The sequence below is a fragment of the Hymenobacter sp. HDW8 genome, from assembly GCF_011305775.1.
GTDB classification, from domain to species: domain Bacteria; phylum Bacteroidota; class Bacteroidia; order Cytophagales; family Hymenobacteraceae; genus Hymenobacter; species Hymenobacter radiodurans.
On sequence record NZ_CP049907.1, the window covers coordinates 2,536,276 to 2,562,359 of the forward strand.

Consider the following 26,084-nt stretch of genomic DNA (forward strand, 5'->3'; position numbering starts at 1 on the left):
CATGATTTTGCTACTGGCATTACATTTATGAAAAGCTCCTTTATTATCTGCCTTGGGTTTGGTGCTACCTTACCTCTGCTTTTTTGCTCGGCTAGCTACGCGCAGGAGACTGTTAACATGAGTCCGGGCGTAAATGGGCCTTCTATGGCACAGCTGCGTCAGGAAACCTTTCAGGTGGGCGTTCGGAATGCCCATCAACAGCAAATAGTGGAGCAGCTTAAGATGGCCTCACCCCTGACCTATTATGATAGCGACTGGCGGCCGGGCACTGTAAAACTGGCTAATGGACAGGAAATCAAAGCTCCTATGCGCTACAATTTGGTGGCGCGGGCCCTGGAGATTCAGCGCCCAGGTCCTCCAGCCAAGCCAGACAGCGTATTACTACTCCCGCAGTTTCAGGGAGCACAATTTGGCACTGTTTTACCATCCATATTTCGGGAGTTTGTGGCTCATCCTTACCAGTCGGATCAATCGCGCCACGACCTTAACCTGTTTGAAAAGATAAACTCCGTGCCAGGGCCCGTGGATCTATTGCTGCTGCACGAAGTAGTTGCCCAAACTACATCTTCCGCCTTCGCTCCTGGCGGTACTGGGCGGCCCGCCGATCAAAGAATAGAGCGCGTAAGTCGTCTGTATGCCCGTACGCCCAAGCGCACTACCGTGCAGGAAATAAATCTTAACAAGGCCGGTGTTCTGTATCTATTTGGAAAGGATGCGAACCGGATGGCCAGCTACGCTTCAGCTCACAAGCTCACATTCGTCGATTTGGCGCACGTAGTCCAGATAGTCGACGAATACAATAGGACAGTTCAGCCCGAGTAACCTACTTAAGTCACATAAAAAAGCCCCCCAGAGCTACTCCGGGGGGCTTTTTTATGTGGTTTGCACCTCTTGGTTACAGCGGATCAGCAGTCACTTTGAAGCGTGAGTCGGCACGCATAGTAATATCCTGAGCAACGGCGCGCTTCACGCGAGCTTCCGTGGTAAGTGTGTAGCCGGATGCCTTGAGGTACTTATCCAGTTTGGCGCCACTTGGCTTAAGGTCGATAACCTTTTGCCCTGTCGGCACTGGATTAAGCGAAGCCAGTGCTACCCGATCACTCTGATCAGTACTGATATAAAGGGTTACGCTTTCTAAAAAGTCGAAATTCTCATTATTTGGGTCGGTAATAGTGAGCGTAAGCTTGTTCAGGCTCACATCCTTCACCAAATCGGCGCGGGTATCTTCATTCTTGAAGCGTTCCTCTGAACGGGTTGTCACGGCTACCGGAGCTACCGGGATTAGCCCCACAACAGCATTGCCAGCAACCTTAATATTCTGAGTGTCATCAATGTAGAAGGAGAGCAATTGATCGATTTTCTCACAACCAACTGTCAAAAAGAGGAGCGCAAGTGGGATGATGAATAGTATTTTTTTCATGTGATTGGCTTTTACTGCATTTGAGCAACAATTTGGCCAATCGATTTCATAGATGACAAACCATTTAGTCCATCATATCGGCGGCGCGAGGAGGCTCGTGCTTAAAGTCCGGATTCCAACTCATAGGGTATTTTTCGTCCACGTATTGAATGGCTGTTTCGGTGAGGTACATGGGCCGGAAGGTATCTACCATGACCGCTAGCTCGTGGGTTTCCTTTTTGCCAATGCTAGCCTCTACCGTGCCGGGGTGCGGGCCGTGAGGCAAACCGCTGGGATGCACCGTAAACGATGCTAGATCAATGCCTTTGCGCGACATAAAATTGCCGGCTACGTAGTAGAGCACCTCGTCGGAGTCGACGTTGGAATGGTTGTAGGGCGCCGGTATACTCAACGGGTGATAGTCGAAGAGGCGCGGCACGAAGGAGCAGATGACGAAGTTATGCGCTTCAAACGTCTGATGCACGGGCGGGGGCTGGTGGATGCGACCCGTAATCGGCTCAAAATCGTGAATGGAGAAGGCATAGGGGAAAAAATACCCATCCCAGCCAACCACATCGAAGGGCGAATGAGCGTAAGTAAGTTGGTGCAGATAGCCCTCCTTTTTTACTTGCACGCGGTATTCGCCGGGCTCTTCTTCCATGATCAACTCAGTTGGCGGTCGCATATCCCGCTCACAGTAAGGAGAATGCTCCAGCAGTTGCCCGAAGTGGTTGCGGTAGCGTCGGCACGTTTCGATGGGACTGAACGACTCAATAATGAGCAGGCGCACAGGCCCTTCTTCGAAATGAAATTGATGAATAATGGTGCGCGGGACCACAACGTAGTCGCCGGGCTCGAAGCTGACTTTTCCTAGTTGACTCCACAGCTCGCCACGGCCTTCATGCACGAAAATCACCTCATCGGCCAACGCGTTTTTGTAGTAGTACTGCATGCGGCGCTCCGTAGGGTTACAAATGCTGAGCATCACGTCTGCGTTGCCCATCAGCGTCTGCCGGGCCTGCAGATAGTCGCCACCCGTAGTGGTTTGGGCGAGGGTGCGCAGATGGCTAGGCTGTAATGCTCTGTCCTTTAGCAGTTTTGCGCTATAGGGCACTGGCTCACCAACCTCTTTTATCTGAGTGGGCGGGTGAATATGATAAAGCAAGGAAGAGACGCCGTGGAAACCGAGCGTGCCCACAAGCTGCTCCGCATACAGCGACCCATCGGGCTGACGAAACTGGGTGTGGCGCTTACGCGGAATCTGGCCGAGGCGGTGGTAGTAAGCCATAGAAATAGGGAAAGCAAGGGTGGGATTGCCTAGTAATGCAAGCTGGAAGGTCGGCAAATTCCCCTAAAAACGCTACGTGCGAAGCTCACCTCACGCTGGCGCCGTACCTTTGCAGACCTACATCGCCCGTCGTATCTGCTTCATTTATAAGCTGCTGCTCACCAACTTTTTATTGGAGCAGGAGTTTGTAGCAAAACTATCCTCTACTGTGATTTGTACTTTTTTTTCGCCTAAACGGCTTGGGCCACTTGCTCTTCTGCTTTTGCTTACTGCCTTTATTCCTCACACCGGTCGGTGGGCGGAGTCAGCAGCTAAAAAAGCCCCCCAGCCGGCCCGCGTTCGCACCTTTGCTTTCGAATACAAAACGACTGTTCGCAATTTGCCCCCCGGTGCCAAGGCCGTCGACCTGTGGCTTCCGGTACCGCATTCCGATAAGTCGCAAACTATTAGCGACTTAAAAATACAGTCTCCGCATCCGTACGAAGTAGTAAAGGCGCAGTACAACAACCAAATGCTGCACCTGAAGGTGATGAATCCGTCGGCAGAGCCTTTCACTGTATCAGTGCGTTTTCAGGCAGCCCGGCGCGAGCACCTGAACCTTGCCGTGGCACCAAAGTCAGCCGCGGCGGCTACGAAGAACACCGAAGCTGGAGACCCCAATATGGCCCGCTGGCTAGAGCCCGACCGCCTTGTGCCCTTGGATGGTAAGATCAAGCAATGGGCAAATGAGGTGGTTTCGCAAGCCAATGCCCATACCGACCTCGAAAAGGCGCAGGCTATTTATAACCACGTGGTTTCTACCGTTAAGTACGATAAAACGGGTCAGGGCTGGGGGCGTGGCGATATCTATTACGCCTGTGATGCTCGCCGCGGCAACTGCACCGATTTTCACGCTGTCTTTATTGGCTACTGCCGTGCCCTTGGTATTCCGGCGCGCTTCAGCATTGGCTTTCCGCTACCTCCCGAGCGCGGTACAGGCGAGGTGAAAGGGTATCACTGCTGGGCCGAGTTTTATACTCGCGAAACCGGCTGGGTGCCTATCGACGCGTCGGAGGCGGCCAAAAACCCGGCCCAGCGCACCTACTTTTTTGGAGCCCACGATGAAAATCGCGTGGAACTGACCCGTGGCCGCGACCTTACACTAGCTCCCCGCCAGCAAGGCGCGCCGCTAAATTATTTCGTTTATCCCTATGCTGAAGTAGATGGTCAGCCCTTCACCAGTTTAGAACAAAACTTCTATTATCAGGACCTAAAATTGCCCCCCAGCAAGCGGAAATAATAGAACAGCCGTCTATAGAGATCGGGAAGCTATAGGTGTCAAAACAAAGCTGGGAATAACAGCTACTAAACGCAAAAAGGCCGATCGTCTCCTTACGGAGAGGCAACCGGCCTTTTCTTGTTAGCACTTAGTAATAGTAGATTTCTAGCAAATAGATATAGATAAGAGGTTATTGTTTAGCTACTACCAACTCGGTAGCGGCTTCGCGGACATACTCATTCGAATCGGTGCGCAGGGCGGCTACCAACTCAGCTGGTAAACTATGCCCGGCTGCTTGTAGCGCCATTACGCTAGCCAGCCGCATATACGCATCCTCATCGGTAAGGCGAGGCAACGCATATTCTACTGCTTTTGCGGGGTGCAAATCCGACAATGTATTGAGTGCATATCGGCTGACGAGCTTATGATCATCGTGGCAGATAAGGAATTCCATCAATTCCGTGCGATGAGGAATGATATAGTGAGCTACATGCTCAGCAGCCAGGTAGCGCGTGTGGTAGAGCGGCGAAAGCAACCCACGCTCCAGTAGAATAGTGCGACGAGCAGGCTTAAGGGTTTCGAGGCACTCATACAGAACATCCTCATGTAGATAGTCGGCCGTGATGGCTTCCAGCAGCAAGTCAATGCCGTTCACGTCGCCCCAACCGCCGTTCTGCTTTTCAATTTCGGATATAGTGGCCCGGTGCAGGTCGCTGCGGTAGCGCCGACGCTCCATGGTATCGTGGTCGTCGTCCCAGAAGTTCAGCTTTAGTTCTTCCACCAATACTGCTCCACCCTGCCGCCGCGCCATATAGCTCCAGAATTGCTCTAAAGCCTGCTGTAAATCTTTGTGTGCGTCGCTCATTCGTTTTCCGAAAAAGGTTAATTGCGTCTACCGTAACGGCGGGGCTTTCCACCAAAAAAACAGCCTAAGCAGGTGTTGGAGCATTATCAACAATCACCCATCAATCAATTAAATCCATTAATTACCTATCCATCCGCCACCTTTACTCTCTGTGCTAAGTGGTGGCGAACGTACGATAGGCAAGAACTATGCTCAGTTCCCAGTAAGCTGGGCCGTACTCGTATCAATAGCGCGCAATGCTTGTTGAAACTCTACATCTTGCTCAGCTAACACCGTGTGATAGGCGTTTTTGCCGTAAGCACTTCGGGCAATGTGCGCTTTAAGTTGTGTGCGTAGGAGCGGAGCCGCCCGGCGCAAACCAGCTGCATCGGCCACCAAACCTGCGCGGGCCGCTAAAGTGCTTAGAGCTTGAAGCTGGGTATCCGTGATGCGAAACGATGCATTGAATTGCTCAAAACGAAGGCCTTCTAGCTCTGGCTGATGATCTTGGTAAAACTTCAGCGCGAACTCACGCACCAGATTGCGGCTTTGCAACCGGCGGAAATACTTGGAGAAAGCCGTGGTATCGCGGGGTACAAATAAATCGGGCATGATACCGCCCCCGCCATACACCGTACGACCGTGCATCGTGCGATATCGCAGAGAGTCAGCGAAGTGAATACTGTCGGCGTGGAAGTACTCACCTTGGCGCTGACGCTTGGCCAGTTCCTGCTCATACTCAGCGTGTCCCGCTTGATACGATTTCTGGATAGAGCGTCCCGAGGGCGTATAATAGCGGGCGATAGTCAGACGCAGTTCTGAGCCATCATTGAGAGCAATGGGCTGCTGTACCAAACCTTTCCCAAACGTGCGCCGACCTACCAGCAGGGCGCGGTCATGATCTTGCAAGGCACCAGCCACTACCTCAGCGGCCGAGGCGCTGCCCTCATCTACCAACACTACCAGAGGACCTTCTTCAAATTCGCCCAGTACGCGGGAGTAGGTTTGGGTATCGTATTGGTCGCCTTTACCGTCGGTATACACGATTTTGCGGGTACCGGCGATGAACTCATCGGCCATTTTGGTGGCGCGGTCGAGGTAGCCGCCGGGGTTGCCCCGCAGGTCTAGCACCAAACGCGACATACCTTGGCGGCGCAAATCACCTAATGCCTGTTTGAACTCCTCATAGGTATTGTTGGCAAACCGACTCACTTTGATATAGCCAGTCTGGTTATCGACCATATAAGCTACTTCCACTGAATTATTTGGTACCCGCTCGCGGGTCACCGTCACGTTCAGTGGCTTGAGTGAGCCACGGCGCTGAACCTGAATTTGCACACGGCTAGCCCGCGGACCGCGCAGTTTGCCATACACCTGCTCGGTCGTCATGCGCACCCCAGATACGGCCTCGCCATTCACAGCCAGCAGTTGGTCGCCGGGTTGAAGGCCAGCATGCTCCGCCGGGCCGCCCCCCAGCGAAGCTATTACTGTAACTGTGTCCTGAAATATATTGAACTCCACTCCTACGCCGTCAAAATCACTCTGAAGGAAGGCGGAAGCCTGGGTTTGCTCTTTTGCTGGTATAAATACCGAGTGTGGATCGAGGCGCTCTAGCATACGGCCAATGGCGTAGTCGGAAAGCGCTTCGGCATCAACAGAATCAACATAATCGCGGTCTACGTAGCTCAAAATCTCTTTGAACTTCAGATAGCCGCGCGAGGTACTATCGGGGTTTTGGCCTGAGGGCCTAAATGGATTCGCACCTACCAACATACCGCCAGCTAGTACCAACGCTAACAGCCATGGCTGCCGCACTTGGAAGCGGGAAGCACGAGGCGCCGACGTCGGAGTAAGCTCCGGAGTAGGCGTCGAAACAGTGTTCGACTTGGCGTTCATAAAAGGCTGGAAGAGTAGATGTTTTAACTATAAACGGCAGTTAGCGACAAGGCAACATTCCAAATCTAGTAAAACTATTACGGGAAAATCATGCCTATTTATACCCCTACATTATTTTCAAATAACAATGCAATTTTATATTTTGTAAGACATATTTATAAGATAACAAGGTAAATACGCTGGCATTATACCAGAGTTATTAATAAAATCTTGCACTGAAAATATATAAACTTTCCAATAAAAAGAATAAAGCTCATTACAGTTTAGGAAGGCTAGAAATCAACTTAATGGAGGCGAGCAATAGCGATAGGTGCCGTATCTTTGGGCGAGTAGCCAGATTGCTGCACCTTTCTATTTTCATCTCGATGCAATGAGCCGAATTCTTGCCATTGACTACGGCAACAAGCGCGTGGGACTGGCCGTGACCGACCCGTTGCAGCTCATTGCCACGCCCCTCGAAACCATCCATAGTCAGGACCTGTTGGCTTATGTACAGGCGTACCACCAGCGTGAACCGTTGGCAGCTATTGTAGTGGGGATGCCGCGCACTTTGCTCAATGAGCCAACGGATGTGACCAGTGCTGTGGTTGGTTTGGTGCGGCGTTTGCGTCGCGAGCTGCCATCTGTACCGGTGCACGAGCTCGATGAGCGCTACACTTCGCGCATGGCGCACGCCGCGATGCTGGCTGGGGGACTTTCGAAGAAAGACCGCCGCGACAAAGCCACCGTCGACCGCGTGAGTGCCACGCTTATTTTGCAATCTTTCCTTAATTCCCGATGATTTATCCCATCGTTGCCTTCGGCGACCCAGTATTAAAGACACCCGCCAAGGACATATCAGTAGATGTTGATGCCAAAGAGCTGAAACAGCTCATTGCCGACATGTTTGACACTATGTATCACGCTCGGGGCGTGGGCTTGGCCGCTCCGCAGATTGGGCGCAGCGTACGTTTGTTTGTTATCGACTCGGCGCCTATGCTGGACGACGAAGATGAGGATGAGGAAGAAACTGCCGAAGCTCCTTCAGTTGCCGAAAATGCCCCCCAGGACCAGCCAATAAAGCGGGCCTTTATTAACCCCGTGATGGTGAGCGAAACCGGTGAGGAATGGGGCTTCGAAGAAGGTTGCCTGAGCATTCCGGGCGTGCGGGAGATGGTGTACCGGCCAGCCAATATCGTGCTGCGTTATGAGGACGAAAACCGCGTGGTGCACGAAGAAGCCTTCTCCGGCATGACGGCCCGCGTTATCCAGCACGAGTACGACCACCTGGAAGGCATTCTGTTCACGGATCATTTGTCGGGCTTCAAGAAGCAATTGCTCAAGGGCAAGCTCACCCGCATCAGTAAGGGCGATGTGAAGGCCGATTATCGGTTGCGCTTCGCAGGGCAAGGGCGGCGCTAAGCCATAAGAAAAAGCCCCCCAGCCACCGATTATGAAGAAACTCCCACTGCTTCTGTTGCTCCTGCTGTTGCCTTTGCAGCCGCGGGCGTGGGGATTTTTTGGGCACCGCATGATCAATCGGCTGGCGGTATTTACCCTGCCGACCGAGCTGCTGGGATTTTACAAAAAGCACATTGACTATCTCACCGACCACGCCACCCGGCCTGACCAACGCCGGGCCGTGGTACCGGGTGAGGCAGCTCGTCACTTCTTGGACGTGGATGCTTATGGCGACAGCGCGATAGTGCGTTTGCCCCGTAGCTGGGCCGACGCCGTAGCGCGCTATGGCGAAGACACTTTGCAGCGGCACGGCATTGTACCGTGGCACGTGGCGCGCATGCAACTTCAACTGACCGAGGCTTTCCGCACCCGCGACGCTGACCGCATTCTGCACCTTTCCGCCGACTTGGGGCACTACGTTGCTGACGCTTGCGTGCCGCTGCACAGCACCCGCAACTATAACGGCCAACTGACCGGTCAGCGGGGTATTCATGGGTTGTGGGAAAGTCGTTTGCCAGAATTGCTGAGTGCGAATTATGATTTTTTCACTGGCCCGGCACCCTACCTTGATAACCCCGCCTTCAGCATTTGGGAAGCCGTGGGCCGTTCTAATGCCGCAGTAGATTCGGTGTTGCGGTTTGAGCGGGAGTTGACCAGCCGTTTTCCCGACGACAAGAAATACGGCTTTGAGGAGCGCGGTGCTCAGGGCGCGGTGCGGGTGTATTCGCGCGAGTTTAGCCGAGCTTATCACGAGCGCCTGCATGGGCAGGTAGAACGGCAAATGCGGCGGGCCGTGCAGCTTGTGGGGGCTTTCTGGTACACCTGCTGGGTAAACGCCGGCCAGCCCGATCTGAAAAATTTGCCCCCCAGCATTTCTGCTGCTGAGCAACGCCGCTTGGATAAGGAAAGCACGGAATTGAAAAAAGCCCCCCAGCGCAGTATTCCGGGCCACGAGGACTAAAATGACATTCCCTCTTACACGTATGAAAGCCCTCTATACTATTCTGCTGCTTACGATTTCCAACCTATTCATGACGTTTGCCTGGTACGGGCATTTGCAGTTCAAGAAAATAACCTGGCTACACGGGCTGGGGTTGGTTGGCGTGATTCTGGTGAGCTGGGGCCTAGCGTTTTTTGAATACGTTTTTCAGGTACCCGCCAATCGCATTGGGTTTGATGAAAATGGCGGACCATTCAACCTGTTTCAGCTTAAGGTTATTCAGGAGGTCATTTCGCTGAGCGTCTTCACGCTGTGCGCGGTGTACGTCTTCAAAACTGATAAGCTGGCCTGGAACCATGTAGTGGGCTTCGGGCTGCTGGTGGCGGCAGTATATGTCATCTTTCGCAAATGGTAAGCTAAACGGTAGTGCCGTTGGAAAGCGGTAATTTGCTCACCGGTCGCGCCAACTTGCGTCGGCTACCTGCTCCTGGGGGCTTTTTTGTGCTACTTCCTACCTATGTTACGTAACTGGTTTCTTTTTTTCTGCTTCCTAATCTTGGGACTCAGCGGCCCCACTCTGTCAGTTCAAGCGCAGAAAGTTGGCTTAGTACTAAGCGGCGGCGGCGCCAAGGGTTTGGCGCACGTGGGCGTACTGAAAGTTCTGGAGAAGAACAAGATACCAATCGACTACATCATTGGCACCAGCATGGGCTCGGTGGTAGGCGCTATGTATTCGGCGGGTTATTCGCCAGCCGAAATCGAGGAAATCGTGATGGACCCCGACTTTCAATACTGGGTGTCCGGCGAGCAACTCCAAGACAAAGCCTTCAACTATCTGAACGCTGATGCTTCCCCGGCGGCTTTGCGCGTGGGCGTAGCCATCGACTCGTCGTTGAACACGCGTATCTCGCCCAATCTGATCAACGACGTTAACCTAAACTTTGCGCTGGCCAAGTTTCTGGCGCCAGCTGCCGCGGCCGCCAACTACGATTTCGACAATCTGTTTATTCCCTTCCGCTGCCTTGCTGCTGAGGTATTTACCCGCAAGCAAGTAGTACAGGAAAGTGGCTCGCTTGCCGATGCGGTGCGCAATTCGATGGCAGTGCCGCTGGTATTTCGCCCCATCCGCAACCCCGATGGCCGCTATCTTTTTGATGGGGGCATCTACAACAACTTCCCCACCGATGTTATGCGGTCCGCATTTCAGCCTGATATTATCATTGGGGTGAACGTGGGCGATGTGGCGTACAAAAAGTACCCATTTGAGAAGGACGACGAGCTGCTACTGGGCTCCATCGTTTTTTTGGGCGCCGACGTAGCCGATACGCTGGCCGTAGGGCCAAACGGAGTATTCATTCAGCCTGATCTGGAAGGCTACGGAGCCACCGACTTCGACAAAGTGCGCGAGCTGATCGAACTGGGCGAAAAAGCGGCGCAGGATAAGCTCACGCAGATGTTACACCGCATTCCGCGCCGCGTCGATACACTGGCGCTGGCCAGCCGCCGCCGCGAGTTTCAGAATTCGGCCCCCGGTCCGGTTTTTAAACGCATCACGGTGCAGGGTCTGGCCGAAAAGCAAAACACCTACGTAAGCCGGTTTTTCCGGCGGGAGGGCCGCAGCTATACCATCGACGAGATTGAGGAAGGCTACTACCGCCTCGCGGCCGACGACTTTTTTCGCAATATCTACCCGCGCATTCGCTACGATCAGGACCGGCAGGGCTATGTATTCAACATCGATGCCCGCCAGAATAACAACCTGTCGGCCGAAGCGGGCTTTGTACTGGCTACCCGCGCCGTGGACAATATTTATGTGGGGTTAGAGTACCGCTGGCTGACTAAATACCTGTATTCGGCGGCCGTAAATGCTAATCTGGGGCGCTTTTATAATGCGGTGCAGGGCCGGTTTCGGGTGAGTATTCCAGAGAAGCTGCCCTTCTTCGTGGAGCCCAGCGTGACTTATAATAACTGGAGCTATCAGAAAACCGGCGGCCTGCTGGGACGTGATATTCAGAATACGCTAATTGAGCAGAGCGACTTAGCCTTAGGCGTGCAGATTGGGATTAGCCCCCGCTACCGCAGTCGGGTTTCGTTGGAGGCGGGCTATTTTGGCAACCAAGATAACTACGCCAATACCCGCGAAGTATCCTCCAGCGACGTACTGGACCGCACCAGCTTCCGCGGCCTGACAGCGGCGGTCCGCTACAGCCGCAACTCCCTGAATCGCAAGCAATACCCTACGGCTGGGCGCCGAGCCTTGGCTAGTATACGCGGCGTGCAAGGTACTGAGATATATAGCCCCGGCTCCACCTCAGTATTTGAGAACGAGTACCGCGACAACCACCAATGGCTACAGTTCTCAGCTACTACGGAGCAGTATTTTATGCTGCCCAGCAAAAAGCAGATCTGGGGCTATTTTGGCGAAGTAGTTGTCAGCGGACAGGCGCGCTTTGCCAACTTCCGCTCCTCCCAGACGACCTCACCGACATTTGCCCCCCTCGTTGATTCGCGCACGCTATTTCTGGATAACTATCGCTCGCCGCGCTACGCCGCCGCTGGTTTGCGCTTCTCCCAGAGCCTGCTGGCTAGTAAGTTAGAATGGCGCTCCGAGGCTTTTGCCCACCTCGTGTATAAGCCTCTGCGCGACAGCGAAGGCCAGCGTGCACTCCAAAAGTCCGGCTTCGATCGGCCTCGCCTGACGGCTAGCACAGGTTTCGTGTATCAGACGCCGGTTGGGCCCCTGGCTCTGCACGGCATATACTACGACGACTCAGCCAAGCGCTTTGGGGTGTTTGGCCATATTGGCTACCTGCTGTTTCATGGCCGTTCGCTCGACTAAAGCACGTGACACAAAGCACTTTATTTTCAGTTCAATGAAACCACGGCGCGCCACTCCAACCGTCAAAAAAGCACTCGTTTTTTCACTTGAGAATGTGTTTGAGCGGTGGACTGCGGCTGAAATTGCCTCTCAGCAAGAAATGGAGCAATGTCGGTTCGTGGCTTGCGACTTCTCGGGCGCCGACTTCACCGATAAACGCTTTATCGACTGCCTGTTTGAGCGTTGTAATCTATCATTGGCAACGTTGGCCGGTGCAGGCTTGCAGAATGTGTCGTTTCGAGAGTGTAAGCTTTCGGGCGTGCAGTTTGCGGCCTGCCGGGATATGTGGTTTGAAGTGGAGTTTACGCATTGCCAGCTTCCCTACGCTTCCTTCCACGGCAAGCGCATGCGCGGCACCCGCTTCGCGAACTGTGTGCTGACCGAGGCCGATTTCAGCTATACCGACTTGACGGAAGCAGTCTTTCAGGAGTGTAACCTAACCGGGGCAGTTTTCGAGCAAACTCAGCTCACCGCCACCGATTTTACCACCGCTTCCGGCTTCCTCATCGACCCCGATATGAACGTAGTAAAGCGCGCCCGCTTCAGTCTGGAAGGCTTACCTGGTTTGCTCAGCAAGCACGAAATAATCGTGGCGTAGCATTACCTTACCTACCCTTGAGCCTACTTATTTCTCCACCAGAATCATGGCCGTGCTGGGGGGCATTTTTAGCGCGAATGGGCTAGCACTGGGGGGCAATTTTTCGATACCAACTGGTACTAACTGGTCGCCGCGCAGCACCACCGTGTAGCTACCAGCCGGCACCGTGACGGCAGTTGGCGCTTTGTTGCCATTGAAGACCACGACAATGTTGCGCCATGTATCGCCGCCGGCGTAGTCGCGGAGGCGGTAGGCGATGGTGCCGGGGGGCAAATTGGGCAAAAACTCGAGGTGCTGCTGTACCAATTCGCGAGTGGGCAACCGAAACGCCGGATGTGCTCGCCGCAACGCCAGCAGTTCGCGGTAGAACGCATACACCCGCGCATAGCGGGCTTTGCGGCCCCAGTCAATTTGATTAACGCTGTCGGGTTGGTTGAAGGAATTGTGAGAGCCGCCTTTCGTGCGCAGAAACTCGTCGCCGATAGGCAAAAACGGGATTCCCTGCGAGGTGAACACGATGGTGTTGCTGAGTATATCCCGCTGAATAAGCTCCTCTTCCGTTGCGCCGGGGTTCGATGACTGTAGCTTATCCCAAAGCAATTGGTCATCGTGGCAGGCCACGTAGTTGATAGTCTGGGCAGGCGACGCGGCCCAGGACGTTTTGCTGTAATTCACCTTCGAGCAATCAATCTGGGGGTGCTCGGTGGCGGCCACAATACCAAACTTCACGCTTTCCTCCAGCCCCGGATGCCCACTGGCGAAGCCCGGCTCCTCGCGCCGCGACACATGCCCACGCACTCCATCGCGCAACTCGTCGCTGAAGGCGGCAATCCGCTCTAGTCGCTGCACATTTGCTTTTACCGCGCGAGCTGTTTCGGGCAATGGGCTGGGGCCTGCGGTCCAACCCTCGCCATACATCAGAATACTATGGTCCTGCTGATCTAGGGCTACGCGCACGGCGCGCATGGTTTCAATATCCAGCACCCCCATCAGGTCAAACCGAAACCCATCGGCGTGATACTCGCGGGCCCAGTATGCCACCGACTCCACGATCAACTTACGCACCATGGGCCGCTCCGAGGCAATTTCGTTGCCGCAGGCGGTGGCGTTGGAGTAGCTGCCGTCGTCATTGTGTCGGTAGTAGTAGCCGGGTACCAACTGCTCAAAGCTAGTGCGGGCGGCGTCAGTAGTATGGTTGTACACCACATCGAGCACCAAGCGCAGGCCGCCCCGGTGCAATGCCTGCACCACCTGTTTCAGCTCCCGGATGCGGGCAGCAGGGTCGGCGGGGTCGGTGGCAAATGATCCTTCGGGCACCGAGAAATGCAAAGGCTCGTAGCCCCAGTTGTAGCGATTTTCGCTCAGCTTACTCTCGTCGATGGAAGCAAAATCGTTGGTCGGCAGCAGATGGACATGACTGATACCCAGCTCCGTCAGATGGTCGAGGCCCGTGCTCACGCCATCGGGACCTTGGGTTCCAGACTCCGTTAGCCCCAAGTATTTGCCCTTATGCTCGACGCCCGATTCAGGGTGCATAGACAAGTCCCGTAGATGCAGCTCCCCGATTATCACGTCGGTCGGCTTGGCCAGGGTTGGCCGTTGGTCATCCAGCCAGCCCATCGGGTTAACCGTAGCCGGATCAAGCAGCACGCCGCGCTGCCCATTCAGGCCCACGGCGTGCACGTAAGGGTCAGGCACTTCGGCCATTTTTTGCCCCCCAATAGTGGCTTGAACTACATAGAATCGGCCCGCTGGTTGCGGGGGTAAAGTAAAAACCCAGGTGCCGCTTTCAGCCTTGCGCATGGCAAAATCGGCCACAGCCTCCCCTCCCGTGCCGGTTGTGTACAGCTTAAGGTGGAGTGCGTCGGCTGTCGGTACCCACACCCGCAACGTGGCGCGCCCCCCTTGAAACGTGAGTCCCAGATCGGGCCCATAGTACACGGGGTAATTGGTGAAGTCGGGCAGCACCGACCCCGGCCGGCTGGTAGCAGCAGGCTTAACAGCACAGGTAGTCAGGAAAGACAATATGGAGAACAACAAGATATGTTTCATGCAGAAGGAAGAAATAGCCAGCCTGGTTGTAGCGCTACCCAGGCCGCGGCATTTTTATCAATAAAAGCCCCCTACTCTTCCACGCCTACCGTTCGGCGAATGCCGAGCTTTTTCATGCGAGCTTCCAGCGTTTTAGGGTTGATATCTAATAGCACTGCCGCGCCATTTGGCCCGCTTACCCGGCCACCCGTGCGCTGCAGAGCAGCCAAGATATGGTCGCGCTCCTGGTTTTTGAGCGTTTTAAGCGGAGCCGCATCAGTGGGTTTGGCGGTGGGAGCTCGGGTAGCGGAGAAGCCCGCAAATTCCAGAAAAGCCCCCTGCGACACTATCACGGCCTGTTCCAGCACGTGCTCTAGCTCGCGCACATTGCCTGGCCAGGTATACTGCCGCAGGGCTCGCAAATCTCGCTCGCGCAGCCCCCGCACGGGTTTGGCCAGCTTCCGGCTGAGGCGGTCCAGAAAGTGGCGAACGAGTGGTTCAATATCCTCAGGCCGCTCCCGCAACGCTGGCAGCCGAACAGGAACCACATTGAGCCGATAGTATAGATCGGCGCGAAAGCGGCCAGCACTTACCTCGTCTTCCAGCACCCGGTTGGTGGCGGTAATAACGCGGGCGTCGGTTGGAATCACGCGCCGGCCGCCAATGCGCTCAAACTCCTTTTCCTGTAATACCCGCAGTAGTTTAGCCTGCAGATCAAGGGGTAGCTCACCGATTTCATCCAGGAAAATGGTGCCGCCATCCGCTAGTTCAAACTTACCGATACGCCGGTCGTGGGCGCCGGTAAACGCGCCTTTTTCGTGGCCAAACAACTCACTCTCGATTAGTTGAGCGGGCAAAGCCGCACAATTGAGCTTGATAAGCGCGCGCTCTTTGCGGGTCGATAGGTTGTGAATAGCGCGGGCCACTAACTCTTTGCCGGTACCTGTTTCGCCCGTTACCAGCACCGTCGTGTCGGTGGGCGCTACTTGCGCAATACGCACCTGCACTTGCTGCATCACGGCACTTGAGCCCACGAAATCCTCAAATTTGCCCGTGGTGTTAATTTCATCCAGCAAATACGTTTTTTCCTGCTCCAGCTGCGCCCGCAACGCCTCAATTTGCTCGAAGGCAAAGACGTTCTGCACGGCCAATTGGATTTGGGGCACGAGATTAAGCATCAAGGCCAACGTCTCCTCCGTGAAAGCGAAAGGGTCTTTGCTCGAAAGTATCAGGGTAGCCGTTTGCTCATCATGTACATCCAGCGGGGCGTAAAGTACCGATTGGGTACCACGCTGTTCGCGGATGTAGCGCATCAGGTCGTAGTGTTTGGCTAGCTCATCAAAATTGTCCCCCACATAGAATCCTGGCTTCGAAAATAGGTCGGCGGCGGCTTGACGGGCTGCTTCCGCGTTCGGCAGATCATCCCACCGGTTTTCGTCGAGGGCCACGAAGTGGCCAGCAGCATCTTTGCCAAACTCAGCGAAGGCCCGGCCCGGCGTAGTGAGCAGACGCACTCGCACCCCAAAATAGTCGCAAGGCACCACCCGATTGATTTCCGTCGCGATTGTGCGAAACAGTTCTCCCCTTTCTTTAATGCTCAGAAGCGCATTATTCAAGGCCAATTGCATCGCCGTTTCCTGCTGGCGGCGCGCAATATCTTCGAAGGCCAGAGCATTGGTGACTGCCACGGCTACTAGGCTTCCAATTTTCTCCAGCAAATCGCCATCAGAGGGTGAGAAATCTGGCCGCCGACGCGCCACCAGCGACAGCAGCCCTACCAGCCGCCCGCTAGTGCGCAGTGGCACAACCGTCAGGTAACGCATTCCGCCCGCCAACAACGACTCAAAAGGTTGAAAATCCGGATACGCCTTGAGCAATTCTGTCAAGTCGAATTGCTGCAGGTGTGGCTGACGAATAAACGTTTCGATTGGGGTGTTCTCCACGGGCATCTGACTGGGTTTGTTCCCCGCCATGTATGGCAACTGCACTTCCCCTAAGTAGTCTCGCAGAAAAACGCGACGGTATTGATGGTCCGCATCCAGTGTCAGAATAGTGATTGCGTCAAAAGGGAATATCAGCCGGAGCTTCTCCGTCACGTTGCGGAACAGCGTATCCTTATCACGAGTCGTAGCAATGGCTTCGTTGATATAGAGCAGCAATGAGTCGTCTTGATCAGGCATAAAAGGAACAAATTTTCTCCTTAAATATCAGGATATATAATGAGGATATTCTCAAATATGAGGAATTATTTTTTGTATAAAGCAGCAATAAACAGCTACCTATAAACTAATTTTATGCGATTGGAGCGTGTAGTAGACATATTTTAATGCATTAAAAATCTTTTAATCACTTGGCACATGGTTGGTTATGAGTGCAGCAACAACAGTTGCTTCAACCATGTTTTCTCGACTAACTATTATTGCTCCGCTATTAACTCTTGGGCTGTCTATGACAGTTGGGGCAGTACACGCGCAAACGCCAACTATCTCTGATTCTCTGGCTTTGGATGGCACAATTCGCGCGGTGCTCGATGCTAACCCAGCCATTACTACACTAGAAGAGGAAGTAAATGCCGCTGCCAGCCGCGTAACCCAGACGCGGGGGGGCTTTTTGCCCCAGATAACAGGCACCGCTACCTATACTCGTATCGACCCGGTGGTGAAGCTTCAGCTTTCTCCAGACTCGCCGGAGTTTCAATTTGCTCCTAACAACAATTACGACGCCCACATCACGCTGCAGTACGGTATTCTTGACTTCGGAAAGAAGAATGCCTCGTACAATTTGGCTGAAAGCCGACGGATAGCGGCCGCCGACCAAGTAAACCTAACTCGTCGCGATTTGGCTTACTCCGCGGCACAGGTGTACTACAATATTCTGTTTGTGCGCGAAAGCATTAAGGTGCAGGATGCGCAGATTGCTTCTTTGCAGCAGCACCAGCGCGAAATGGAAAAGCGCGTGGAAGGCGGTGTTAGCACCCGTTTTGATGTGACGACCACGCAGGTGCGCATTACGCAGGCTCAGAACACTAAGATTGATCTGCAAAACCAGCTCCGCAACCAGCAGGTGCAGCTGGCGCGCCTCCTGCACAAGCCGGAATATGAGAACGTACCCGTGCGGGGCGCTTTTGCTTATCAGCCGCAGGCTGTTGACGTAAATGCAGCCTTAGCGCAGGCGAGCGAGAATCGGCCGGAGGTAAAGCTGGCGCGCGACGCGGAAAACACCGCTAATCTGAATCTGAAGTTTATTGAGCACAGCAACAAGCCAATACTTGGTGTTGGGGCTCAGTTGGGGGCCAAAAACGGCTACCAGCCCAACCTCGACCAGATCCGGCCGAACTCAGTGGGCGTCGTGCAGCTCTCTGTGCCCATTTATGATGGCAACAAGAATAAGAACCAGCGGGTAGAGGCCTTGGCTGCCATTCGGGGCACGCAGGCGCGCACCCAGGATACGCAGGAGCAAATTCGGGCCGATGTGCAGCAGGCCTTGAACAATATGCAGGCAAGCGCGGCGCGCCACGACAACGCCTTGCAGCAGATTAATCAGGCCACGGATGCCTTCACGCGGGCGCAGTCGCGCTACCGCTACGGCGTAGGCTCCAACCTCGACGTGCTTGATGCCGAAACCTCGCTGGCACAGGCTCGGCTAGCCCGCTTACAGGCTATTTATAACTATACGCTTGGCCAGTACCAATTGAAGCGCGCCACCGGCGAGCAGATCTGGTAATAGTGCGCACCTCGTTTTCCTTTCAGCCATGACTCACACCACCATTCTTTGCCCGATTGACTTTTCGGCGGCTACGGAGCGTCTGGTGGCGTATGCGGCCGCGCTGGCGGCCGGTACCGGAGCGGAACTGCGTTTGCTGCACGTGCTGGAACCGCAGCCCACGTTGGCTATGGCCGTATCGGACCTTGATATTGCTAGCCAGTTGGCCCACCATCATGCCGCCGCCAAGCTAGCTGGTGCCCAGGTCAGCACGGTCATCCTACACGGCGACGCCGCCCAGGAGATCGTAGCCGAGGCTAAGCGCCACACTACTGATATGATCGTTATTGGGGCGCATGGCCAAACTGGTCTTACGCGCTTCTTGATGGGAAATACGGCCGAATCGGTAGTGCGCACGGCGCCTTGCGCTACTTTCCTGATGAAGTGCCGGCCCGCCGAAACACTCCGCCAATCGGCCTGACAATTTGTTAATAATGGCTTTGTAGCTCCCTACTGCTAGCTATTCAAAAAAGCCCCCCAGCGGCTTACTACCAACTTCAAAACACGCATAACCAAGTAATTTATATGGCAACCCCCGTTCAAAAAGCGCCGGCTGTAGCTTCTGCTCCTCACCAAGATTCGGCTTACACACCGGAAATTGAGGCACCGGAAGGCCGCTCAAAGCGCCCTTTTATTCTCGTTATTCTGGCCCTGCTACTCCTCGTGGGGGCTATTTTGGCTGGCAGCGCTACCAGTTTGGGCAAACGCACGAGGAAACCGACGATGCTCAGGTGGAAGGCGATGTATATCCCATTCTGCCCCGCGTAGGTGGCCCGGTGCTCAAAGTAAAAGTGCAGGACAATCAACTCGTAAAGAAGGGTGACGTACTCGTGACTCTCGATCAGGCCGACTACCAACAGCGCGTGAATGCTGCGGAGGCGGCTCTGGCAGCGGCTCAGGCCAATGTAGTGGCGGCTCGCGCCGGAGTAGGCACGGCGCAGGCCAATGTGCGCACCGCCCAATCGACGATTGGAGTAAGCGAAGCCAACCGCGCCCGGCTCCAAAAAGACTTGCAGCGCAGCACTTTCCTCCGTCAGCAAGACATCATTCCGCAAAGCGAGTACGACGCGGTGCAAGCTAACTTGAAAGCTACCAGCGCGCAGCGTGCTACGGCCGCCGACCAGGTGCAGGTAGCCCGCCAGCAGGTAGCCGCCGCGCAGCAGCAAGTAGCCGTGGCCGAAGCCGTAGTAAAGCAGCGCCAAGCTGACCTCGACAATGCTAAACTACAGCTAAGCTATACCACCATCACCGCACCCGGCAACGGGATTGTAAGCAAGAAAAGCGTACAGCCCGGGCAGGTTGTGTCACCGGGTCAGCAGATTATGGGACTTGTGGCCAGCGGCAATACCTGGGTTATTGCCAACTTCAAGGAAACGCAACTGGAAAACATGCGCGAGGGCCAGAAGGTAGCGGTAGAGGTTGACGCGTACCCTAGCGAAGAATTTGAAGGCCACATTCAGTCGCTTTCGGCGGCGACGGGTGCCCGCTTCGCCCTTTTGCCCCCCGACAACGCCAGCGGCAACTTCGTGAAAGTAACCCAGCGCGTGCCGGTCAAAATTGTGCTCGACAAAGTTGATCCTCAGCATCCCCTGCGTGCCGGCATGAGCGTGACGGCCACGGTGGAAACCAAGTAACAGCCTACATGGAAACCGGATTTACCAAGTGGATCATCGTCGTGACGGTGGTCCTCTGCGTCTTGCTGGAACTAATTGACACCAGCATCGTGAACGTGGCTCTTACCCAGATGATGGGCAACCTGTCGGCCACGCAGCAGGAAGTAAGCTGGGTGGTGGCCTCCTACGGCATTGCCAACGTTATCGTGATTCCGATGACGGGCTTTTTGGCTGAGCAGTTTGGCCGCAAAAACTATTACCTGTTCTCGGTGATACTGTTCACCCTCGCCTCGGTGGCGTGCGGACAAAGTACCAACATCTGGGAGCTGGTGGCTTTCCGCTTCATTCAGGGTGTTGGGGGTGGAGCCCTTATGGCTACTTCGCAGGCTATTCTGATTGACACCTTTCCGCCCAAGCAGCTGGCACTCGGCCAGGCAATATTTGGTATGGGCGTCATCATTGGCCCCACCATTGGCCCCACACTGGGCGGCTACATCGTGGATAACTTCGATTGGCCCTGGATTTTCTACGTGAACGTGCCGGTGGGCATTTTCGCCTCCATCTTCACCATGCTGTTCATCCGCGACCCCGAGCGCATCAAAAATGCGATTCCAAGGCCGCTACGCGAGATTGACTGGTCGGGTATTTTCCTGCTGATTCTTGGGGTTGGCTCCTTGCAGCTAGTGCTAGAGCAGGGCGAAAGTGAGGACTGGTTTGAGAGCCTCTATATCAACGTCTTCACTGTATTTTCTGTCATTGGCGTGGTCGGCTTTATCTGGCGGGAGCTAACGGCCAAGCAGCCCATCGTGGACTTACGGGTACTCACGCGTAGCCGCAACTTGGCCATTGGTGCCTTCCTGTCGTTTATTCTGGGCTTCGGACTGTTTGCGTCCGTGTTCATCTTCCCAATTTTCTGTCAGCGAATTCTGGGCTTTACGGCCGCGCAAACGGGGTATCTGTTGTTACCGGGTGCTTTGCTGTCGGGCTTTATGATGCCGGTGGTGGGGAAGATGATTCAGGGGGGCATACCGCAGAAATATATTCTGCCTGTGGGCTTCATCTGCTTCTTTATCTTCTCGTACTGGATGAGCTTACGCATTACCCCATTGGCCGGCGAAAGTGACTTTTTCTGGCCGCTTATGCTGCGGGGCTTTGGGCTAGCATTACTTTTCTTGCCCATTACAACGATGTCGCTATCCGGTATCAGCGGTAAAGATGCCGGGCAGGCGGCGGGTCTTACCGGGATGATTCGTCAGTTGGGCGGCTCGTTTGGAGTGGCGCTGGTAGGCACTTACCTGGAGCGTTCCATGATGCAGAATCGCGTGTCGCTGTTGCCCAATATTTCCTTGTACGACCCGGAAACTCAGCAGCGTCTGCAAGGTTTTATTGCCAGCTTTATGGCTAAAGGCGCCAGCTTCGTGCAGGCTCAGCAGCAGGCCTACGCGGCCTTAGAGGGCTCTCTGATGAAGCAAACGGCCATCATTACTTACGCCCAAACCTTCCTGCTTATTGGTGCTTTCTTTCTGCTTTGTCTGCCGCTTATGTTCATGATCAAGCGCAATCGGCCCGGTCAAGCCGTTGATCTAAACGCGGCCCACTAACGCTGGCGCACCATTAGTACTTTCACTTTGTTTGACACAAAAAAAGCCCCCAGAGTTGCTCTGGGGGGCTTTTTTACCTTTTATAATCTCGTAGCCTACTGGTACTGAATATACATGGGCTTTGGCGTGAGGGCCAGCACTTCCGTCGGCGTCATGATGTGGTGCGGAGCAGGGCGGTTGTCGTACTCGTAGAACAGCTTGAAGCCGGTGTACTGCACGGGCTCTTTCTGAATGTAAGCTTTGTAGGAGTCCTTCTTCAGAATGGGGTCGCCCCAGCCATCCATATGCATCACGATCTGCACGCGGGGGTCTAGCTTGATGTTTTTGTAGTTGGTAACCATGCCCTGGGTGAAGCGGTGCACGGTGAGCACCTTGGGGGCAAATTGTTCTCGCTCACGATGCGGGCCAGAAATTTCACGGCGTAGTTCACGTCTTTGGCGTCGAACGTGCCGATCTTTTTGCCGGGGCGCACGCCTTTGGTTTCCATGGCAAACTCCGGGTCGATGCCCATGTGCACGATAGGGTCCTTAAGGTAGGGCTCCAGCTTGTGCAGCTCATTTTCCAGGTTACTCAGGCCCACTTGCACGTCCAAGAATACAATGCAGTTGTGCTCCTTGCCCCAGCGGATAACCTCTTCAATGGTGGCTTTGGAGTTCATGAGACGGTATTTACCGTCCTTACCAGGCGCCCCCTGGGCCGTAATGGTCACGTTGTGAATGGCAGCCTGCACCGGAATGCTCGGGTCAGCGGCTTGCCACTCAGCCAGCACTTTGTCAAACTTGCGGAACATCTGATCCTTCGGCTCACGGCCCAGAATACCCATACCTTTCGCCCGGATGTTGCCGTAGAAAGCCACGATGCGCTTGCCGGGCAGAATGGCTCCTGGCAGCTGGCCGTTGGCTTTTACAATAGAGTCGGCCTTGAGCGAGTCGCGGCGCATGGCAGCTACTTTCAGCGCCGCTGAGTCAACGACAACAGGCTTGGCAGCCTCCACGGAGGCTTTGGCGGCAGTAGCTTCTCCATCGGTGCGGGTGCCGCAGCCGGGCAAGGCAGAAAGAGAAAAGAGGCTTAAGGTGGCGGCCACTATGGCGTGACGCGGCGAAAACGGTAACAACACTGGATGAAGCTTGATTAGAAGGCCAAAACTACCCGCAAGTTAGCCCATTTCGGGCAGTTAGCGTTGACCCAAACGCAGAAAGGCCCCGACAATATTCGGAGCTTTTCACGCAGTTTCTTCTTTTAGTAGGCTCTAGGGAGCCTCCGAATTCTACTTTAGCAACCTTTTAAACCAGTTAAGCCGCCAAATAAATTACTGATTGGAGCAGAGTAAGGCGCGAATTGAACGAACACTATGAAGCGCACCGGTACAGGCTTGCCATTCTGCCTACCAGGCATAAAACGTGGCAATTGGCGGACCGCTTTTAATGCAGCCTCGTCACAACCTGATCCTATCCCCTGCAGGACATTAGCGTCCGCCACTTGTCCGTCTTCTTTTACTGTAAAAGCAACGTGAACACTTCCTTTTACTTTGTCGCGAATAGCCTCAGCTGGATATTGAAGCTTACTTTGGATAAACGTCGTTATGTCAGCGTTATTACCTGTAGGAAACACTGGTTCAGGTAATGGCAGCATTGCCTGTTCATATGCATATCGTGCGTCTTGAGTAGTAGATGTTGCAGCGGCAGGTGGCGGCGGAGGTGGTGCCGGTTCAGCATCGGGTGCCGGGGGCGGCGGTGGAGGTGGTGGTGGTACTTCTGCATTCAGCGAAGAAGCTCCCTTGTGAGGGGCAATTGATTCCTTGTGCTGCTCACAGGCGACGGTAACCATTAATACAGCTACCAGCGGCAGAGCCAACCACTGTTTCCAGCGGCTTATGGGGGAAGTTCGGTGAATCATGGCAATGCGACGTAATGTTTGGGTATGGGAGAAGGAGTGCGCAAGCGGAATAGAGAAACCGAGGCGGGTGGCTACTTGCCGAGCCAATAGATGGGTATAGGAATGAGAAGCAGTATTCGAGAAGGCAGTATTAGCGCTCAGGGCGGCCGCATCGGCTAGGTACTCGTGCGTAAGGGTCAGGGCACGGGCGCACAGGTGCACGAATGGATTGAACCAGAGCACGGCACGTAGCACCTCCAGGAGCAGCCGGTCGTAGGTGTGGCCTTGCTGCACATGCCCCAGCTCATGATGCAGTACTTGCTGAGCTTCTGCCGGGCTAAGTGGCAGACTATCCTCCCAAAACACGATTTGGCCAAACGAGCTAGTCGGCGGCAGCCCTTGGGTGCGTACCAGCGTGTAGCCTTCTTGCTTTTCGCGGGGCAAATTGCGGGTGCAGAGCCACAGCTTAGTCAGCCCGAAACTTAGCCGCGCCATCATAGCCAGCACCCCACCTACGTAGCCCACCCATAGCCACAGCGACCAGTCGAGCACCGTATTGCTGGCAGGGGCATTCACTTGGGCGGTTGGCAATAGCACGGTTGTGATACCCGGCAGGAGCGGACCTGAATTTGCCCCCCAAGTGCTTGGCCAACTCAGCGGGAGCAGCGGTAATCCCACCGCTAGCAATGGACCCAGCACCAAAAACACTCGATTGTAGCCAAAGCTCCGCTCACGGCGCAAGGCCAAGTGGTAGCAAAACCACCACACGCCCAGCAGCAACGCACTGAGCACCATCCATTTAAGCAGGCTGATTGGGTTCATCGGAGTCGGTAGTTGGAGGTTGGGTAGCGTGGCGGAGCAGCTCATCGAGCTGCGCGGCATCGAGGTTTTCTTCCTTCGCAAAAAAGGACACCAGTTGCGGAAACGAATTCTCAAAATAGCCCCCCAACAGCTTGCGCAACGAGAAGCGGCGGTATTCATCCTGCGCTACTAGCGCTTGGTAGCGGTGCGTCCGACCGAAGGCTTCATGGCCCACAAAGCCTTTCTGCTCCAGAATGCGAATAATAGTGGAGACAGTGTTGTAGGCGGGCTGCGGGGCAGGCATTTCGGCTACCACTTCTTTCACGAAAGAAGGGCCGCGCTGCCATAGCACCTGCATCACTTGCTCCTCGGCGCGGGTTAGCTCAGGAAAGGTTTGCATGGGGGGCTTTTTGAGATAGATGAATGTATAACTAATTGTTTAGTTATACAACTAATTCTTTAGTTTTAATTGAATATCATAAAGACGGCCGCTGAAATAAGGCTACCCGTTTTCTCTATGATAGCACGAAATCTTTTGAGCTGAACGGTGTTATGAAGGAAGCTTGCCCTCAACAACCTCCTAATGTCTTTGAAAATCAATAGCCGCCGCTTGTCCCATTTCGCCTTCCTTTTCTGGCTGAGCTTGATGGTGGCGCCCGGCCTGAGTTGCACGAAGGAACCGGCTTTAGAAGCCGCTACGCCTACCGCTCCAGCGGCACCTATCACTCCGGTAGCAAGTAGCCGCTTGCTTAGCAGCACCCTCATTGGGGAATACACACCGAGCACGCTGGCTGGCCGCGTACCCGATTTGCCCATCGTCAGTGCCCTGACGAAGTACTCGATTCGGGTGTATAAGCTGACGTACACTACGCCTAATACCAATGGTCAACCTGTGACGGCCTCAGGCGCGGTGCTGGTGCCGGTAGCTACGCAGCCGCTGCCGCTGTTGAGCTATCAGCACGGTACCATTTCGCCTAAAGACGAAGCGCGGGCTCCCTCCTACTACCGGTCCGGCGGCGAAGTATATACAGCTATATCGGTGCTGGCATCTTCGGGCTACTTGGTGGTGGCTCCTGACTATATTGGCTATGGCGCTTCCAAGAGCTTACCGCACCCATATGAGCATGCTGCTTCGTTGGCTTCGGCCTCGCTGGATATGATGCGGGCGGCGCGCGAGTTTTGTAGGCAGGAGAAGATTCAGCTGAATGATAAGAATTTCCTGCTGGGTTACTCGGAGGGCGGCTTTGCTACGCTGGCCTTGCACAAGCTGATTGAGGAGCAGCACGCGTCGGATTTTACCATCACGGCCAGCGCGCCCGGCGCTGGCGCCTACAATAAGTCAGCCTTTGCCGACTATATCTTGCAGTCGGAGCAGCCACTGAACTTCCTCAGTTCTTACGTTTGGGTGCTGGACACATACAATCGGGTGTACAACATCAACCGGCCCTACGCTGGTTATTTTCAGGAGCCCTGGGCCACGCATTTGCAGGCTAATCCGTTCGCTAAAGTGCCCGAACAGGCCAAGGAGCTATTCACGGAACCCTTCCGGGCGGGCGTGCTAAACAAAACGGACCAGCCCATGCTGGCGGCTTTCCACGACAACGACATTTACGATTGGCGCCCCCGTGCTCCGCTGGCCCTGTTTCACGGCACTGCCGATGATTATGTGCCCTTTTTCAATTCTGAAAACGCCTACAAAGCCATGCGCGCCCGCGGCGCAACGCAGGTAGAGCTACACCCAATTAAAGACGGCAACCACTTTTCTTCTGTGCCTCAATACACGCTGGAGGCGCTGGCCTTTTTCGGCGAGTTTCAGGAGATTAACTAATTGCTTTTCAAACTTGTCCTTGCTCTACAACG

General features: G+C 54.6%; 24 protein-coding genes. 14 read left to right on the top strand and 10 right to left on the bottom strand.

Features of this window, described 5'->3' with window-relative positions; all coding sequences use genetic code 11:
• The first annotated feature begins 27 nt into the window (after window positions 1-27).
• A complete protein-coding gene (locus G7064_RS10675) occupies window positions 28-822 on the top strand; it encodes a hypothetical protein (protein WP_166073562.1) in 795 nt (264 codons plus the stop codon).
• A 73-nt stretch (window positions 823-895) separates the two neighbouring features.
• On the opposite strand, the gene G7064_RS10680 is transcribed toward G7064_RS10675, so the two are convergent.
• Both G7064_RS10680 and G7064_RS10685 read right to left on the bottom strand, forming a co-directional pair.
• The gene (locus tag G7064_RS10680; RefSeq protein WP_166073563.1) at window positions 896-1,420 is read right to left on the bottom strand and encodes a hypothetical protein; all 525 of its coding nucleotides are present in this window, start codon (window positions 1,418-1,420) and stop codon (window positions 896-898) included.
• 64 nt (window positions 1,421-1,484) lie between these two features.
• Window positions 1,485-2,687, bottom strand: coding sequence for a homogentisate 1,2-dioxygenase (locus G7064_RS10685; RefSeq protein ID WP_166073564.1), 1,203 nt, complete (start codon window positions 2,685-2,687; stop codon window positions 1,485-1,487).
• A gap of 262 nt (window positions 2,688-2,949) precedes the next feature.
• On the opposite strand from G7064_RS10685, the gene G7064_RS10690 reads away from it, so the two are divergent.
• On the top strand, window positions 2,950-3,966 hold the full coding sequence (locus G7064_RS10690; protein WP_240935443.1) for a transglutaminase-like domain-containing protein: 1,017 nt from the start codon (window positions 2,950-2,952) through the stop codon (window positions 3,964-3,966).
• A gap of 169 nt (window positions 3,967-4,135) precedes the next feature.
• Here G7064_RS10690 and G7064_RS10695 read toward each other — a convergent pair whose 3' ends face one another.
• Together G7064_RS10695 and G7064_RS10700 are read right to left on the bottom strand one after the other, a co-directional pair.
• Window positions 4,136-4,810, bottom strand: coding sequence for a HEAT repeat domain-containing protein (locus tag G7064_RS10695; protein ID WP_133271357.1), 675 nt, complete (start codon window positions 4,808-4,810; stop codon window positions 4,136-4,138).
• Window positions 4,811-5,002: 192 nt separating this feature from the next.
• Window positions 5,003-6,685, bottom strand: a complete 1,683-nt coding sequence (locus tag G7064_RS10700) for a S41 family peptidase (RefSeq protein ID WP_166073565.1) — start codon at window positions 6,683-6,685, stop codon at window positions 5,003-5,005.
• A 370-nt stretch (window positions 6,686-7,055) separates the two neighbouring features.
• On the opposite strand from G7064_RS10700, the gene ruvX reads away from it, so the two are divergent.
• From ruvX to G7064_RS10730, 6 genes are all read left to right on the top strand, one after another.
• Window positions 7,056-7,466, top strand: coding sequence for a Holliday junction resolvase RuvX (gene ruvX, locus G7064_RS10705; protein WP_166073566.1), 411 nt, complete (start codon window positions 7,056-7,058; stop codon window positions 7,464-7,466).
• Window positions 7,463-8,086, top strand: a complete 624-nt coding sequence (gene def, locus G7064_RS10710; RefSeq protein WP_166073567.1) for a peptide deformylase — start codon at window positions 7,463-7,465, stop codon at window positions 8,084-8,086. The genes ruvX and def overlap by 4 nt, the downstream gene beginning before the upstream one ends.
• Before the next feature lie 31 nt (window positions 8,087-8,117).
• A complete protein-coding gene (locus G7064_RS10715) occupies window positions 8,118-9,086 on the top strand; it encodes a zinc dependent phospholipase C family protein (RefSeq protein WP_166073568.1) in 969 nt (322 codons plus the stop codon).
• Between the two features lie 22 nt (window positions 9,087-9,108).
• Window positions 9,109-9,480 (top strand): DMT family protein, encoded by a 372-nt coding sequence (locus G7064_RS10720; RefSeq protein ID WP_166073569.1) that lies wholly within the window; start codon window positions 9,109-9,111, stop codon window positions 9,478-9,480.
• 141 nt (window positions 9,481-9,621) lie between these two features.
• On the top strand, window positions 9,622-11,904 hold the full coding sequence (locus G7064_RS10725; protein ID WP_166073570.1) for a patatin-like phospholipase family protein: 2,283 nt from the start codon (window positions 9,622-9,624) through the stop codon (window positions 11,902-11,904).
• 34 nt (window positions 11,905-11,938) lie between these two features.
• Window positions 11,939-12,541 (top strand): pentapeptide repeat-containing protein, encoded by a 603-nt coding sequence (locus G7064_RS10730; protein ID WP_166073571.1) that lies wholly within the window; start codon window positions 11,939-11,941, stop codon window positions 12,539-12,541.
• A 27-nt stretch (window positions 12,542-12,568) separates the two neighbouring features.
• Here G7064_RS10730 and pulA read toward each other — a convergent pair whose 3' ends face one another.
• Together pulA and G7064_RS10740 are read right to left on the bottom strand one after the other, a co-directional pair.
• Window positions 12,569-14,593: a type I pullulanase gene (gene pulA / locus G7064_RS10735; RefSeq protein ID WP_166073572.1), complete on the bottom strand. Its 2,025-nt coding sequence runs from the start codon at window positions 14,591-14,593 to the stop codon at window positions 12,569-12,571.
• A 71-nt stretch (window positions 14,594-14,664) separates the two neighbouring features.
• Window positions 14,665-16,752 (bottom strand): sigma 54-interacting transcriptional regulator, encoded by a 2,088-nt coding sequence (locus G7064_RS10740; RefSeq protein WP_166073573.1) that lies wholly within the window; start codon window positions 16,750-16,752, stop codon window positions 14,665-14,667.
• Window positions 16,753-17,020: 268 nt separating this feature from the next.
• On the opposite strand from G7064_RS10740, the gene G7064_RS10745 reads away from it, so the two are divergent.
• The 5 genes from G7064_RS10745 (at window position 17,021) to G7064_RS10760 (ending at window position 21,548) form a co-directional block, all read left to right on the top strand.
• Entirely contained in the window at window positions 17,021-18,295 is a 1,275-nt protein-coding gene (locus tag G7064_RS10745; RefSeq protein ID WP_166073574.1) for a TolC family protein, read from the top strand.
• Window positions 18,296-18,323: 28 nt separating this feature from the next.
• Complete coding sequence (locus G7064_RS10750; RefSeq protein WP_166073575.1) at window positions 18,324-18,755, top strand: universal stress protein; 432 nt, start codon at window positions 18,324-18,326, stop codon at window positions 18,753-18,755.
• A gap of 104 nt (window positions 18,756-18,859) precedes the next feature.
• Window positions 18,860-19,102, top strand: coding sequence for a hypothetical protein (locus G7064_RS22355; protein ID WP_240935444.1), 243 nt, complete (start codon window positions 18,860-18,862; stop codon window positions 19,100-19,102).
• Window positions 19,066-19,968 carry an HlyD family secretion protein gene (locus G7064_RS10755; RefSeq protein WP_240935445.1) on the top strand — a complete coding sequence of 301 codons (903 nt, stop codon included), beginning with the start codon at window positions 19,066-19,068 and terminating at the stop codon, window positions 19,966-19,968. The genes G7064_RS22355 and G7064_RS10755 overlap by 37 nt, the downstream gene beginning before the upstream one ends.
• Window positions 19,969-19,976: 8 nt before the next feature.
• Window positions 19,977-21,548: a DHA2 family efflux MFS transporter permease subunit gene (locus G7064_RS10760; protein ID WP_166073576.1), complete on the top strand. Its 1,572-nt coding sequence runs from the start codon at window positions 19,977-19,979 to the stop codon at window positions 21,546-21,548.
• Between the two features lie 95 nt (window positions 21,549-21,643).
• Here G7064_RS10760 and G7064_RS22360 read toward each other — a convergent pair whose 3' ends face one another.
• The 4 genes from G7064_RS22360 to G7064_RS10775 form a co-directional block, all read right to left on the bottom strand.
• Window positions 21,644-21,889: a hypothetical protein gene (locus G7064_RS22360; protein WP_240935446.1), complete on the bottom strand. Its 246-nt coding sequence runs from the start codon at window positions 21,887-21,889 to the stop codon at window positions 21,644-21,646.
• Entirely contained in the window at window positions 21,859-22,665 is an 807-nt protein-coding gene (locus tag G7064_RS10765; protein WP_240935447.1) for a hypothetical protein, read from the bottom strand. Before G7064_RS10765 ends, G7064_RS22360 begins: the two co-directional genes overlap by 31 nt.
• Before the next feature lie 155 nt (window positions 22,666-22,820).
• The gene (locus G7064_RS10770; RefSeq protein WP_166073577.1) at window positions 22,821-24,245 is read right to left on the bottom strand and encodes a M56 family metallopeptidase; all 1,425 of its coding nucleotides are present in this window, start codon (window positions 24,243-24,245) and stop codon (window positions 22,821-22,823) included.
• Window positions 24,223-24,624 carry a BlaI/MecI/CopY family transcriptional regulator gene (locus tag G7064_RS10775; RefSeq protein WP_166073578.1) on the bottom strand — a complete coding sequence of 134 codons (402 nt, stop codon included), beginning with the start codon at window positions 24,622-24,624 and terminating at the stop codon, window positions 24,223-24,225. Before G7064_RS10775 ends, G7064_RS10770 begins: the two co-directional genes overlap by 23 nt.
• A 189-nt stretch (window positions 24,625-24,813) precedes the next feature.
• On the opposite strand from G7064_RS10775, the gene G7064_RS10780 reads away from it, so the two are divergent.
• Entirely contained in the window at window positions 24,814-26,052 is a 1,239-nt protein-coding gene (locus tag G7064_RS10780) for an alpha/beta hydrolase family protein (RefSeq protein WP_240935448.1), read from the top strand.
• The last annotated feature ends 32 nt before the right edge of the window (window positions 26,053-26,084 follow it).

Excerpts from the sequence above, each read along its gene's own strand:
- G7064_RS10770 (WP_166073577.1), bottom strand. The coding sequence starts at position 24,245 with ATGAACCCAATCAGCCTGCTTAAATGGATGGTGCTCAGTGCGTTGCTG.
- G7064_RS10750 (WP_166073575.1), top strand. The coding sequence starts at position 18,324 with ATGACTCACACCACCATTCTTTGCCCGATTGACTTTTCGGCGGCTACG.
- G7064_RS10745 (WP_166073574.1), top strand. The coding sequence starts at position 17,021 with ATGACAGTTGGGGCAGTACACGCGCAAACGCCAACTATCTCTGATTCT.
- G7064_RS10760 (WP_166073576.1), top strand. The coding sequence starts at position 19,977 with ATGGAAACCGGATTTACCAAGTGGATCATCGTCGTGACGGTGGTCCTC.
- G7064_RS10720 (WP_166073569.1), top strand. The coding sequence starts at position 9,109 with ATGAAAGCCCTCTATACTATTCTGCTGCTTACGATTTCCAACCTATTC.
- G7064_RS22355 (WP_240935444.1), top strand. The coding sequence starts at position 18,860 with ATGGCAACCCCCGTTCAAAAAGCGCCGGCTGTAGCTTCTGCTCCTCAC.
- ruvX (WP_166073566.1), top strand. The coding sequence starts at position 7,056 with ATGAGCCGAATTCTTGCCATTGACTACGGCAACAAGCGCGTGGGACTG.
- G7064_RS10695 (WP_133271357.1), bottom strand. The coding sequence starts at position 4,810 with ATGAGCGACGCACACAAAGATTTACAGCAGGCTTTAGAGCAATTCTGG.
- G7064_RS10680 (WP_166073563.1), bottom strand. The coding sequence starts at position 1,420 with ATGAAAAAAATACTATTCATCATCCCACTTGCGCTCCTCTTTTTGACA.
- G7064_RS10675 (WP_166073562.1), top strand. The coding sequence starts at position 28 with ATGAAAAGCTCCTTTATTATCTGCCTTGGGTTTGGTGCTACCTTACCT.
- G7064_RS10730 (WP_166073571.1), top strand. The coding sequence starts at position 11,939 with ATGAAACCACGGCGCGCCACTCCAACCGTCAAAAAAGCACTCGTTTTT.
- pulA (WP_166073572.1), bottom strand. The coding sequence starts at position 14,593 with ATGAAACATATCTTGTTGTTCTCCATATTGTCTTTCCTGACTACCTGT.
- G7064_RS10685 (WP_166073564.1), bottom strand. The coding sequence starts at position 2,687 with ATGGCTTACTACCACCGCCTCGGCCAGATTCCGCGTAAGCGCCACACC.
- def (WP_166073567.1), top strand. The coding sequence starts at position 7,463 with ATGATTTATCCCATCGTTGCCTTCGGCGACCCAGTATTAAAGACACCC.
- G7064_RS10740 (WP_166073573.1), bottom strand. The coding sequence starts at position 16,752 with ATGCCTGATCAAGACGACTCATTGCTGCTCTATATCAACGAAGCCATT.
- G7064_RS10715 (WP_166073568.1), top strand. The coding sequence starts at position 8,118 with ATGAAGAAACTCCCACTGCTTCTGTTGCTCCTGCTGTTGCCTTTGCAG.
- G7064_RS22360 (WP_240935446.1), bottom strand. The coding sequence starts at position 21,889 with ATGGTTACCAACTACAAAAACATCAAGCTAGACCCCCGCGTGCAGATC.
- G7064_RS10775 (WP_166073578.1), bottom strand. The coding sequence starts at position 24,624 with ATGCAAACCTTTCCTGAGCTAACCCGCGCCGAGGAGCAAGTGATGCAG.
- G7064_RS10700 (WP_166073565.1), bottom strand. The coding sequence starts at position 6,685 with ATGAACGCCAAGTCGAACACTGTTTCGACGCCTACTCCGGAGCTTACT.